General features: G+C 67.0%; 11 protein-coding genes and 1 riboswitch. Of the genes, 9 read left to right on the top strand and 2 right to left on the bottom strand.

The window, feature by feature from the left end; translation table 11 throughout:
* The first annotated feature begins 147 nt into the window (after positions 1-147).
* The gene (locus ACXI0U_RS26065) at positions 148-534 is read left to right on the top strand and encodes a DUF1090 domain-containing protein (protein WP_431483194.1); all 387 of its coding nucleotides are present in this window, start codon (positions 148-150) and stop codon (positions 532-534) included.
* Positions 535-548: 14 nt separating this feature from the next.
* On the opposite strand, the gene ACXI0U_RS26060 is transcribed toward ACXI0U_RS26065, so the two are convergent.
* Entirely contained in the window at positions 549-935 is a 387-nt protein-coding gene (locus tag ACXI0U_RS26060; RefSeq protein WP_431483193.1) for an MAPEG family protein, read from the bottom strand.
* Positions 936-1,100: 165 nt separating this feature from the next.
* Between ACXI0U_RS26060 and ACXI0U_RS26055 the strand changes: the two genes are divergently transcribed.
* Positions 1,101-1,703, top strand: coding sequence for a LemA family protein (locus ACXI0U_RS26055; RefSeq protein WP_431483192.1), 603 nt, complete (start codon positions 1,101-1,103; stop codon positions 1,701-1,703).
* A gap of 2 nt (positions 1,704-1,705) precedes the next feature.
* A complete protein-coding gene (locus ACXI0U_RS26050) occupies positions 1,706-2,617 on the top strand; it encodes a TPM domain-containing protein (RefSeq protein ID WP_431483191.1) in 912 nt (303 codons plus the stop codon).
* A 4-nt stretch (positions 2,618-2,621) separates the two neighbouring features.
* Here the strand turns inward: ACXI0U_RS26050 and ACXI0U_RS26045 are convergent, their stop codons facing one another.
* Entirely contained in the window at positions 2,622-3,011 is a 390-nt protein-coding gene (locus ACXI0U_RS26045) for an acyl-CoA thioesterase (RefSeq protein WP_021218391.1), read from the bottom strand.
* Positions 3,012-3,190: 179 nt separating this feature from the next.
* A riboswitch (S-adenosyl-L-homocysteine riboswitch) is annotated at positions 3,191-3,284 on the top strand.
* Positions 3,285-3,305: 21 nt separating this feature from the next.
* On the opposite strand from ACXI0U_RS26045, the gene ahcY reads away from it, so the two are divergent.
* From ahcY to ACXI0U_RS26015, 6 genes are all read left to right on the top strand, one after another.
* Complete coding sequence (ahcY, locus tag ACXI0U_RS26040) at positions 3,306-4,715, top strand: adenosylhomocysteinase (RefSeq protein WP_423498514.1); 1,410 nt, start codon at positions 3,306-3,308, stop codon at positions 4,713-4,715.
* Between the two features lie 91 nt (positions 4,716-4,806).
* Positions 4,807-5,652, top strand: a complete 846-nt coding sequence (metF, locus tag ACXI0U_RS26035) for a methylenetetrahydrofolate reductase [NAD(P)H] (protein WP_184488430.1) — start codon at positions 4,807-4,809, stop codon at positions 5,650-5,652.
* 52 nt (positions 5,653-5,704) lie between these two features.
* A complete protein-coding gene (locus ACXI0U_RS26030; protein WP_431483190.1) occupies positions 5,705-7,930 on the top strand; it encodes a PA5441 family protein in 2,226 nt (741 codons plus the stop codon).
* 10 nt (positions 7,931-7,940) lie between these two features.
* Complete coding sequence (locus ACXI0U_RS26025) at positions 7,941-8,654, top strand: DUF3142 domain-containing protein (protein WP_431483541.1); 714 nt, start codon at positions 7,941-7,943, stop codon at positions 8,652-8,654.
* A gap of 60 nt (positions 8,655-8,714) precedes the next feature.
* Positions 8,715-9,506: a substrate-binding periplasmic protein gene (locus tag ACXI0U_RS26020; protein WP_271659706.1), complete on the top strand. Its 792-nt coding sequence runs from the start codon at positions 8,715-8,717 to the stop codon at positions 9,504-9,506.
* Positions 9,507-9,673: 167 nt separating this feature from the next.
* A complete protein-coding gene (locus ACXI0U_RS26015; protein ID WP_271659705.1) occupies positions 9,674-11,554 on the top strand; it encodes an RNA helicase RhlE2 in 1,881 nt (626 codons plus the stop codon).
* Positions 11,555-11,719: the final 165 nt, after the last annotated feature.

Here is an 11,719-nt window from a genome sequence, read left to right as displayed (position 1 = left end):
GGGGCGCACAGTATCGGTAGATGCCTGGCAAATACCAAGGGTGGCGACAGTTTGTCGCAGATCATTGCAAGGCTGATAAGCCGGGCGCGAGCGCCCATCCGCAACCACAATGACAACCAACCGAAACCACCCGAGCGAGGCGATTCCATGCACCTGCCCACCCTGCTTCTAGCCACTGCCGGCCTCGCGCTGGCAGGCACCGCCGCTGCCGCCGACGCACCACTCACCGGTTGCGCGGCCAAGCGCCAGGCCATCGAATCACGCATCGAACAGGCCCGCACCCACGGCAACGATGCACAGGTCGCCGGCCTGCAGAAAGCCCTGGACGAAGTGAAGGCCCACTGCACCGACGCCGGCCTGCGCCAGCAGCGCGAGGACGACATCGCCAAGCGCCGCGCCGAGGTGCAGGAGCGCGAAGCCGACCTGCGCGAAGCCCAGGCCAAGGGCGATGCCGGGAAGATCGCCAAGCGCGAGGCCAAGCTGACCGAAGCGCGCCGGGAACTCAGCGCCGCCGAGGCGGAACTGCAGCGCTGACCCCGGCACCCGCCTCAGGCGGAGACGAAGAAGAAGCTGGCGATCAGCCCCATGCCGGCGAACCAGACCAGCGAGCGCAGTGCCGCCCAGTCGGCCAGGTAGCAGACAAAATAAGCGATGCGACTGGCGACGAAGGCCATGGCCAGGGTGTCCAGGGTGCCTTGCTCGGCGCCGCTGGCGAGGTGGCCGATGACCACGGCGATGCCGAATGCCGGGGTGACTTCGAAGGCATTCAGCTGGGCGTTGTTGGCGCGCTTGCGCCAGCCCTCCAGGCCCGCGAGGAAGGTGCGCGGGTCATGGTTCTGCCGGGGGCCGAAATCCCCTCCGGTGAACTTCGCCGCGGCAGTGGACAGGTAGGGCAGAAACAGCGCGACCAGCACGCACCAGTAGGCTAGGGTCATTGAAGGCTCCAAGGGGACAGGGAAAGCCCCGAGGCTGCGCCAGGTACCGTTCGTCGTCCATGGCCGATAAAAACGTGCCGATCGGCACATCGGCCAATGGCCACGACTGTCCGTCGACGAGGTCGCCTGTTCTAATCACCCCTTTTTCAAGGACGAGAAAAGCCCATGCCCCGCCTTGCCATCCTCCTGCTCACCGCCCTGCTGCTCAGCGGCTGCGGCTATAACGCCATGCAAAGTGCCGACGAACAGGTCAAGGCCGACTGGTCCGAGGTGGTCAACCAGTACCAGCGCCGCGCCGACCTGATCCCCAACCTGGTCAGCACGGTGAAGGGTTACGCCGCCCACGAACAGGCCGTGCTCGCCCAGGTGGCCGAGGCCCGCGCCCAGGTCGGCAGCGTTCGGCTCGACGCTGGCCAGCTCACGGACGAGCAGGCGGTGAAGAACTTCCAGAACGCCCAGGGCCAGCTCAGTTCCGCGCTGTCGCGCCTGCTGGCGGTCAGCGAGAACTACCCGCAGCTGAAGGCGGACAGCCTGTTCCAGGACCTGCTGGCGCAGCTCGAAGGCACCGAGAACCGCATCACCGTGGCACGCTCGCGCTACGTCAAGTCCGTGCAGGCCTATAACGTGCTGGTCCGCCAGTTCCCCGGCAACCTCACCGCCATGGCCTTCGGTTACCAGCCCAAGGCCAATTTCAGCGTCGCCAACGAGGCCGAGGTGTCGGTGGCACCCAAGGTGGACTTCAACACCGCTCCGCACCGGGAGGGCTGACCATGCGCGCCCGCCTGGTCGCCCTGCTGCTGTCGTTGGCCTGCCTCTGCGCCAACGCCGACCAACCGGTACCCGCCCTCAAGCAGCGGGTCACCGACCTCACCGCCACCCTGGACGCCAGCCAGAGCGCAGCCCTCGACGCACAGCTCGCGGCCCTGGAGGCGGAGAAAGGTGCACAGGTCGCCGTGCTGATCGTCGCCAGCACCGGCGCGGACAGCATCGAGGCCTATGCCACGCGCGCGTTCGAGCAATGGAAGCTGGGGCGCAAGGGCGTGGACGACGGCATCCTGCTGCTGGTGGCCAAGGACGACCGCGCGTTGCGCATCGAGGTGGGCTACGGCCTGGAAGGCGCGGTGACCGATGTGCAGGCCGCGCGGATCATCCGCGAGCGCATCACCCCGGCCTTCCGCGAGGGCGATTTCTTCGGCGGCATCCAGGCCGGCACCGACGCCCTCTCGGGCCTGGTGCGTGGCGAACCGCTGCCGGAGCCCAGTGCACGGGAGCGCCAGCCGGACACCATCAACCTGTTCAGCCTGTGCCTGTTCTTCGCTCAGTTCTTCATCGTGCCGGCACTGGTGAAACGCATCCCCAGGCCCTGGGCACGCCAACACAGTGGCCGTCGCTACTTTTCCTGCGTCGGCCTGGTGACCGTCGCCACCCTGGTCTACTGCCTGGCCACCGGCACGGCGCTCGACCTGCTGCTGTTCTTCACCCTCACGGCGGGCTTTATCAGCCTGTTCGTGTTCATCTTCATCGTCGCGCCGCTGTCCACCTGGAAGGTCAGCACCGGCTCGAGCGGCTCGTCCGGCTACTCGTCCAGCAGCGACTCGAGCAGCTCGTCCAGCAGCTCCGGCGGAGGCTTCAGCGGGGGTGGCGGTTCCAGCGGCGGGGGCGGAGCCTCCGGGCGCTGGTAGCCGGTCAGTCCTTGAACTGGTCGCGGATGTAGCTGATCTCGGTCTTGCCATGGGGGGCGGGCTTGCCGTCCTCGCCGAGGTTGACGAAGACCATGCGGTCGATGGTGAGGATGCTCTTGCGGGTGATCTTGTTGCGCACTTCGCAGCGCATGGTCAGGGAGGTGCGGCCGAATTCGGTGGCGGTGATGCCCAGTTCGATGATGTCGCTCTGGCGCGCCGAGCTGACGAAGTTGATCTCCGACATCAGCTTGGTCACCACGCGCTGGCTGCCGAGCTGGATGATGGCGTAGATCGCCGCCTCCTCGTCGATCCACTTCAGCAGGCTGCCGCCGAAGAGGGTGCCGTTGGGGTTCAGGTCCTCGGGCTTGACCCATTTGCGCGTATGGAAATTCATCTGTCGTTCTCCTCGCTTCGTTGACGCGAAGGATGATGGCAGAGCCCCGTTGCGCTGTCCCGGCAGCGAAATCAATCACGTCGATAGCGTGCTCGCCGCACGACGGAAAGCCTTGGGCAGATCGCCTCACACGGCTATAATCCCCCGGTTTCACGCGGCTTCATGGCCGCGCCCGCCACCTGTCCGAGGGGCGCTGCAGCAGACCTGTTCCAGAAAGGGTCTGTCAGGCTCGGATGGGGCGTTACCCAAACGCATCAACGGCGCCCATTCGCACACAACGAATGGAGAGTTCGCATGAGCGCTGTTATCACGCCTGCCGATTTCAACGATTACAAAGTCGCCGACATTTCCCTCGCTGCCTGGGGCCGTCGCGAACTGATCATCGCCGAATCCGAAATGCCCGCCCTGATGGGCCTGCGCCGCAAGTACGCCGCCAGCCAGCCGCTGAAAGGCGCAAAGATCCTCGGCTGCATCCACATGACCATCCAGACCGGCGTGCTGATCGAGACGCTGACCGCCCTGGGCGCCGAAGTGCGCTGGTCCTCCTGCAACATCTTCTCCACCCAGGACCAGGCCGCTGCCGCCATCGCCGCCGCCGGTACCCCGGTATTCGCCTGGAAAGGCGAGACCGAGGAGGAGTACGAGTGGTGCATCGAGCAGACCATCCTCAAGGACGGCCAGCCCTGGGACGCCAACATGGTGCTGGACGACGGCGGTGACCTGACCGAGATCCTGCACAAGAAATACCCGCAGATGCTCGAGCGCATCCACGGTGTCACCGAAGAGACCACCACCGGCGTGCACCGCCTGCTGGACATGCTCAAGGCCGGCACCCTGAAAGTCCCGGCGATCAACGTCAACGACGCCGTGACCAAGAGCAAGAACGACAACAAGTACGGCTGCCGTCACAGCCTCAACGACGCCATCAAGCGCGGCACCGACCACCTGCTGTCGGGCAAGCAGGCCCTGGTGATCGGCTACGGCGACGTGGGCAAGGGCTCCGCCCAGTCCCTGCGCCAGGAAGGCATGATCGTCAAGGTGTCCGAAGTCGACCCGATCTGCGCCATGCAGGCCTGCATGGACGGCTTCGAGCTGGTCTCCCCCTACAAGAACGGCCTCAATGACGGCACCGAAGCCAGCGTCGACGCCGCCCTGCTGGGCAAGATCGACCTGATCGTCACCACCACCGGCAACGTCAACGTCTGCGACGCCGGCATGCTCAAGGCCCTGAAGAAGCGCGCCGTGGTCTGCAACATCGGCCACTTCGACAACGAGATCGACACCGCCTTCATGCGCAAGAACTGGGCCTGGGAAGAGGTCAAGCCGCAGGTGCACAAGATCCACCGCACCGGCGCCGGTTCCTTCGACCCGGCCAACGACGACTACCTGATCCTGCTGGCCGAAGGCCGCCTGGTGAACCTGGGCAACGCCACCGGCCACCCGAGCCGCATCATGGACGGCTCCTTCGCCAACCAGGTCCTGGCACAGATCTTCCTGTTCGAGCAGAAGTACGCCGACCTCTCCGCCGAGAAGAAAGCCGAACGCCTGACCGTCGAAGTACTGCCGAAGAAACTGGACGAGGAAGTGGCCCTGGAAATGGTCAAGGGCTTCGGTGGCGTCGTCACCCAGCTGACCAAGCAGCAGGCCGACTACATCGGCGTCACCGTCGAAGGCCCGTTCAAGCCGGACAGCTATCGCTACTAACCAATCAAGCCAGAAGCTGGAAGCCGGAAGCTGGAAGCGCACATGCTCCACTTCCGGCTTCAGGCTTACGGCTTCAAGCTTGGAATTCTCCATGTCTCAAGAACGCCGCTACAGCTTCGAGTTCTTCCCCACCAAGACCGAAGCCGGGCATGAAAAACTGCTGAACAACGCGCGTCAGCTGGCTGCCTACAAGCCGGACTTCTTCTCCTGCACCTACGGTGCCGGCGGCTCGACCCGTGACCGGACCCTCAACACCGTGCTGCAACTCGATGGCGACGTGAAGGTGCCGACCGCGCCGCACCTCTCCTGCGTCGGCGACAGCAAGGCCGACCTGCGCAGCCTGCTCGAGCAGTACCAGGCCGCCGGCATCAAGCGCATCGTCGCGCTGCGTGGCGACCTGCCGTCCGGCATGGGCATGGCCAGCGGCGAGCTGCGCCACGCCAACGAGCTGGTGGAGTTCATCCGCGCCGAGACCGGCGACCACTTCCACATCGAAATCGCCGCCTACCCGGAAATCCATCCGCAGGCGCGCAACTTCGAGGACGACCTGGCCAACTTCGCCCGCAAGGCCAAGGCCGGTGCCAACAGCGCCATCACCCAGTACTTCTTCAGCGCCGACTGCTACTTCTACTTCGTCGACCGCGTACGCAAGCTGGGCGTTGACCTGCCGATCGTCCCGGGCATCATGCCGATCACCAACTACAGCAAGCTGGCACGCTTCTCCGACGCCTGCGGCGCCGAGATCCCGCGCTGGATCCGCAAGCAGCTGGAAGCCTACGGCGACGACCTGGACAGCATCCAGGCCTTCGGCGAGCAGGTGGTGACCGAGATGTGCGAACGCCTGCTCCAGGGCGGCGCCCCGGGTCTGCACTTCTACACCCTGAACCAGGCCGAACCCAGCCTGGCCATCTGGAACAACCTCAAACTGCCACGTTGAGGCGAAGGGCCGGCGGCAGGATGCGCCGGCCCCTTCACTCAAGGAAGAGACCATGACGATCACGCCACGCCTCGCTCCGCTCGCCCTGCTCATCGGCTTCGCCAGCCCCAGCGCCTTCGCCAGCTTCGACTTCGTCTGCAGCCCCACCTGGGCCATCGCCGGCGACCGCCTGCTGGGTTGCAGCAACCTGCCCTTCCTCAGCCCCGGCAACGACAGCCGCGCCAACCTGCAGCTGCTGCTGGCCGATGCCGGCCGCCTGCGCCTGCCGGAAACGCTGAAGTCCACCAGCGGCTACGAGGACGGCTACGCCCAGGTGCCCTTCACCCTGGAGATGCTCGACCCGGGCAATGCCGAGGCAGCCGCCAGCGAGAGCAGCGGCGAAGGCGAAGAGAGCAATGCCGAGAACACCGAGGCCGAGCAGAAGGACCCGCGCAAGGAGAACCTCACCCTGGCTCTCGAGCAGGTAGGCGTGCAACTGGAAGAGAACGGCCTGGCCGAGCATTACTTCGCCGAAGGTGAGGGCAACCGCTGCCGCACCAACGACCTCGACAGCACCCAGGCCTTCGTCGACCAGCTGGCCGGCACCGAGGCGCTCTCAGCCGCCGAGCGCAAGGCCCTGGCCGATGCCCGGGTCAACCTGATGACCATCTGTGGTGAAGGCGACCCGCAACCCGAGGACGTGCTGCCCGCCGCTGGCGCCCTCACCTCCCCGGTCGCCCAGGCCTTCGGCGCCTACCTGACCGGTGCCGACGCCTTCTACCGCGGCGACTTCGCCGGTGCCGGCCAGCAGTTCGCCGGCCTCGCCTCCAGCGACCAGCCCTGGCTCAAGGAAACCGCCCTGTACATGCAGGCGCGCGTCGCGCTGAACCAGGCCCAGCAGGACGCCTTCGACGAGTACGGCATTCCCGACCTGGCGAAGATCGACCGCAACGCCATGACCAGCGCCGAGTCGGGCCTCAAGGCCTACCTGCAGGCGTACCCGGAAGGGCTATACCGCGCCTCCGCCCGTGGCCTGCTGCGCAAGGTCTACTGGCTGCTGGACGATCCGCGCAAGTTCGCCGCCGAATACGCCTGGCAGTTCGCCCAGGACGAGGACAGCGACCAGCGCAACATGAGCGCTCGCGACCTGATCGAGGAGCTCGACGTCAAGCTGCTGCCGGCGCTCAAGCCCGACGATGTCCAGGACCCGACCCTGCTCGCGGTGATGGACCTGATACGCCTGCGCAAGCCCGGCAGCGACCTCAGCCCGACCATCACCCTGGAACAGCTGCAGGCACAGAAACAGCGCTTCGCCAGCCAGCCCGGCCTGCACGACTACCTTGTCGCCTCCTGGCACTTCTACCGCGGTGGCGATGCCGCCAAGGCCCTGGCCGCCCTGCCGGCCGCAGACAACCAGGCGCCCATGGGCCTGCTGGTGTTCAGCCAGGAAACCCTGCGCGGCCTGGCGCTGGAAGCCACCGGCAAGCCCGATGCGGCACGCGAGCTCTGGCAGCAACTGCTGGCCCGCCAGCCTTCCGCGCTGCAACGCGGCCAGCTGGAACTGGCCCTGGCCCTGAACCTCTCGCGCAACGGCAAGGTGGCCGAGATCTTCGCCGCCGACTCGCCAATCCGCACCGCGCCCATCCGCGAGATCGTCCTGCGCAACCTCGCCTCCGCCGACCTGCTGCGCCAGCAGGCCAAGGACAGCGCCGCCCCCGCCGCCGAACGTGACAACGCCCTGTTCACCCTGCTCTACAAGGAGCTGCTGTTCAGCGACTACGCCCACTTCCGGCAGGACCTGGCCCTGCTGCCGAACCCGGCGCCCAAGGTGGAAGAAGGCGATACCTGGGCAGTGGGACGCTTCGCCTGGGCCGGCCAGTCCGCTCCCGGCGAGTACGCCTGCCCGCCGCTGGCCAAGGTGGCCGAACGGCTGGAGGAAAACGACGGTGATGGCCTGGCCCTGAACTGCCTGGGCGACTTCGTCCGCACCAACGGCCTGGACGGTTTCAGCCTCAACAGCCAGCCACCGGCAGACGAACTGGGCGGCTCGACCACCGACTTCCCCGGCCAGCCCTGGTCGCGCCTGGTCGGCTACCAGCGGACCATCGACGACCCTCACGCCAGCGCCGACGAGATGGCCTACGCACTGTTCCGCGCGGTGAACTGCTTCGCTCCCGCCGGCTACAACACCTGCGACGGCCAGGACATCGACAAGGCCCAGCGCAAGCAGTGGTTCCAGGACCTGAAGAAGGACTACCCGGGCAACCCCTGGGCGCAGAAGCTCAAGTACTACTGGTAAGCGACGCGTGATCGCCAGGGCACTGGCCCTGCTGCTGGCCCTGGCGAGCCTCCCCGGTATCGCCGGGGAGCGGGTGGATGCTGCCGACTACGACGCCTTCTGGGTCTGGAGCGGCGTGCGCTCCCAGGCGGTGCTGGCCGAAGCCCGCACACTGTACATCCTCCAGGGCCAGATCGACGGGCCACGCCAGCCCGGTGACCCGCAGGCGCGCTTCATCGCCCAGGGCATGGCAGTGCCGCGCCTGTCCAAGGGTGAAGTCTGGGTGGTCTACCGCGCCCATACCCTGCGCTGGACCGAGCCCATCTACGCCACCCTGCTCGCCCAGCTGGAACGCTGGCGCCGCGCGGGCAACCCGGTGGTCGGCGTGCAGATCGATTTCGATGCCCGCACCCTGCACCTGGACGGCTACGCCGACTTCCTCGAACAGCTGCGCCAGCGCCTGCCCCGGCAATACCGCCTCGGCATCACCGGGCTGCTGGACTGGGGCAGCAACGGCGACCCGGCGGTGCTCAACCGCCTGGGCAAGGTGCTCGACGAGGTGGTGGTGCAGACCTACCAGGGGCGCCACAGCATTCCCGACAACGCCCGCTACCTGCCACGGGTCGCGAAGCTGCAACTGCCCTATCGCATCGGCCTGGTGCAGAACGGCGAGTGGGAGCCACCGGACTACCTGGAAGACAGCCCCTGGTTCCGCGGCTACGTGGTGTTCCTGCTCAATCCCTGACCAGCCGAACGGCACGCCGGGTCACTTCCCAGCGTGGGGGCCCCCGCGTATTCTGGCCCTATGCCAGCATCCCGCCGCCTCTTCGTCCTGTTGCTGTTCACCTGCCTCGGCGCCTTCGCCCACGCGGGGCCGCTGCGCATCGTCACCGATCCCTGGGCGCCCTATGTCTTCGTGGAGAACGGCCAGGCACGCGGCCTGGACTATGACGCCAGCGTCGAGGTGTTCAAGCGCCTGGGCGTGGAGGTGCACTGGGACTTCATGCCCTGGAAGCGCTGCCTGATCGAGATGGAGAACGGCCAGGCCGACGCCGTGCTGGATATCTTCATGACCGAAGAGCGCCGTCCCCGCCTGCATTTCGCCGACGAGCCGCTGTCCAGCGCCGAGTTCGTGCTCTTCTATGACCGCGCCCGCGCCTATCCCTTCAACCGCCTGACCGACCTCCAGGGCCTGAAGGTCGGCACCTCACCGGGCTACTGGTACAGCGACAGCGACTTCCGCACCTCCGAGCTGTTCACCCGCGAGCCGGCGCCGAGTCACGAAGCCAACCTCGGCAAGCTGGTGCGCGACCGCGTCGACCTGGTGGTCAACGACCGCCGCGCCGGGCTGTGGCTGGCGCAGCACCTGGGGCTCGCCGAACAGGTCGCCCACCACCCCCGTCCGGTGGGCGAAGACCCGCTCTACCTGGCCTTCCGCCGCACCCCCGAACTGGGCGAGTTGGCCCAGCGCTTCGCCGAGGAACTGCGCCGCTTCAAGCGGGAGCCGGCCTACGCCACGCTGCAGGCGCGCTACCCGGTACGCGAACAGGCCTGGGCCGACGGCCTGGATCGCAGCACACCGTTGAGCAGTCGATAGGCTGCACGCCGGAAATGCTCTGTTATACTCCCGGCTCCCGCCAGGTATACGCCCGGATGTTGGCCCCCCAAGCCAGCAGGACCGGACGGGAATCGCGCCTCCCCGCTGCGATTTTCTAGCCAGGCAGACACTCCCCCGGGCCAAGCCCTAACTAGACAGGATTTCCCATGTCCTTTGCCTCCCTCGGTCTCTCCGAGGCTTTAGTCGGCGCTGTGGAAGCAGCCGGCTATAACCAGCCCACTCCGGTGCAACAGCGGGCCATTCCCGCCGTGTTGCAAGGTCGCGATCTGATGGTTGCGGCACAGACTGGCACTGGCAAGACCGGCGGCTTCGCCCTCCCGGTTCTCGAGCGCCTGTTCCCCAATGGTCACCCGGACAAGTCGCATCGCCATGGCCCACGCCAGGCCCGCGTCCTGGTCCTGACCCCGACCCGCGAGCTCGCCGCCCAGGTCCACGACAGCTTCAAGGTCTATGCCCGTGACCTGCCGCTGGCCAGCGCCTGCATCTTCGGCGGTGTCGGCATGAACCCGCAGGTCCAGGCCATGTCCAAGGGCGTCGACGTCCTGGTCGCCTGCCCCGGTCGCCTGCTGGACCTGATAGGCCAGGGCAGCATCGACCTCTCCCACGTGGAGATCCTGGTACTCGACGAAGCCGACCGCATGCTCGACATGGGCTTCATCCACGATGTGAAGAAGGTCCTCGCCCGCCTCCCGGCGAAACGCCAGAACCTGCTGTTCTCGGCGACCTTCTCCAAAGACATCACCGACCTCGCCGGCAAGCTGCTGCACAACCCCGAACGCATCGAAGTGACGCCGCCGAACACCACGGTCGAGCGCATCGAGCAGCGGGTGTTCCGCCTCCCGGCCAACCACAAGCGCGCGCTGCTGGCCCACCTGGTCACCGTCGGCGCCTGGGAACAGGTCCTGGTGTTCACCCGCACCAAGCACGGCGCCAACCGCCTTGCCGAATACCTCGACAAGCATGGCCTGCCGGCCGCCGCGATCCACGGCAACAAGAGCCAGAACGCGCGCACCAAGGCCCTGGCCGACTTCAAGGCCAACAGCGTGCGCATCCTGGTCGCCACCGACATCGCCGCCCGCGGCCTGGACATCGACCAGTTGCCCCACGTGGTCAACTACGAGCTGCCCAACGTCGAGGAAGACTACGTGCACCGCATCGGCCGTACCGGTCGTGCCGGTCGTAGCGGCGAAGCCATCTCCCTGGTCGCCCCGGACGAAGAGAAGCTGCTCAAGGCCATCGAGCGCCTGACCAAGCAGCGCATTCCCGATGGCGACATGCAGGGCTTCGACGCCTCCGCCGTCGAGGCCGAGCGCCCCGAAGTACGCCCGCCGCAGCCGGCCCGCCAGCCCCGCGCCGACCGTCCGAAGCGCGAAGCGGCCACCCCGGCCGCCGCCGATGGCGAAGGCAAGCCGCGTAAGAGCCGCAACCGTCGCGGCAAGGGCAAAGGCAAGGACGGCGAGAACGCCCAAGCCACCGCCTCCGCCAACAACAACCAGCAGCAGGCTCGCCCGCAGCGTCCGCCGCAGCCCGCGCGTGATCGCGACCCGGAAGAGTTCCTCGACGACGACGTGGACAACTTCGGCAACCGCGCCGATTACGTCAGCCCCTACCCGGACAAGACCCAGAGCCGCAACCGCCGTGGCGGTCAGGGCCAGGGTCAAGGCCAGAACCAGGGCAGAAGCCAGGGTCAGGGCCAAGGCGCCGGTGCACGTGGCCAGGGTCAAGGCCAGGGCCAGGGCAAGAGCCGCAGCGGTGGCGGCGGTGGCGGCCAGGGTGCTGGCAACGGTCAGCGCCGTAGCGGTGGTGGCCAGGGTCGCAGCAACGGTGGCCAGGCCCGCCGTGACGAGCCCCGCGCCTCCCGCGGCCGCGAGGAGCCTGCCGTGCAGGAACCGCGCAAGCCGCAGCCGAAGATCATCCACAAGGAATCCAAGGGTGATCGCTTCCCCACCGCGGAGCAGTTGGACCAACTGTCCAACAGCAACCGCCCCCGTGGCGAGAAGCCGGCGCTGCTGACCCGCAACCGCTGAGCTGCAACGCCATGAAAAACGCCGGCCCCAGGGCCGGCGTTTTCATTTGTGCCTCGGAGCACCGCATCGTAGCCCGGGAAGAGGCACCCAGTTCCGACACGGCACTGCGTTGTGCCGGAAATGAAAAACGCCGGCATCAGCCGGCGTTCTTCGTCATCCGCGCAA

The sequence above is a fragment of the Pseudomonas sp. C9D1 genome, assembly GCF_056491235.1.
Note: the sequence above shows the minus strand (reverse complement) of the source record. Positions and strands in the feature narration are given on the sequence as shown.

Excerpts from the sequence above, each read along its gene's own strand:
- ahcY (WP_423498514.1), top strand. The coding sequence starts at position 3,306 with ATGAGCGCTGTTATCACGCCTGCCGATTTCAACGATTACAAAGTCGCC.
- ACXI0U_RS26050 (WP_431483191.1), top strand. The coding sequence starts at position 1,706 with ATGCGCGCCCGCCTGGTCGCCCTGCTGCTGTCGTTGGCCTGCCTCTGC.
- ACXI0U_RS26055 (WP_431483192.1), top strand. The coding sequence starts at position 1,101 with ATGCCCCGCCTTGCCATCCTCCTGCTCACCGCCCTGCTGCTCAGCGGC.
- ACXI0U_RS26030 (WP_431483190.1), top strand. The coding sequence starts at position 5,705 with ATGACGATCACGCCACGCCTCGCTCCGCTCGCCCTGCTCATCGGCTTC.
- ACXI0U_RS26015 (WP_271659705.1), top strand. The coding sequence starts at position 9,674 with ATGTCCTTTGCCTCCCTCGGTCTCTCCGAGGCTTTAGTCGGCGCTGTG.
- ACXI0U_RS26020 (WP_271659706.1), top strand. The coding sequence starts at position 8,715 with ATGCCAGCATCCCGCCGCCTCTTCGTCCTGTTGCTGTTCACCTGCCTC.
- ACXI0U_RS26065 (WP_431483194.1), top strand. The coding sequence starts at position 148 with ATGCACCTGCCCACCCTGCTTCTAGCCACTGCCGGCCTCGCGCTGGCA.
- metF (WP_184488430.1), top strand. The coding sequence starts at position 4,807 with ATGTCTCAAGAACGCCGCTACAGCTTCGAGTTCTTCCCCACCAAGACC.
- ACXI0U_RS26060 (WP_431483193.1), bottom strand. The coding sequence starts at position 935 with ATGACCCTAGCCTACTGGTGCGTGCTGGTCGCGCTGTTTCTGCCCTAC.
- ACXI0U_RS26045 (WP_021218391.1), bottom strand. The coding sequence starts at position 3,011 with ATGAATTTCCATACGCGCAAATGGGTCAAGCCCGAGGACCTGAACCCC.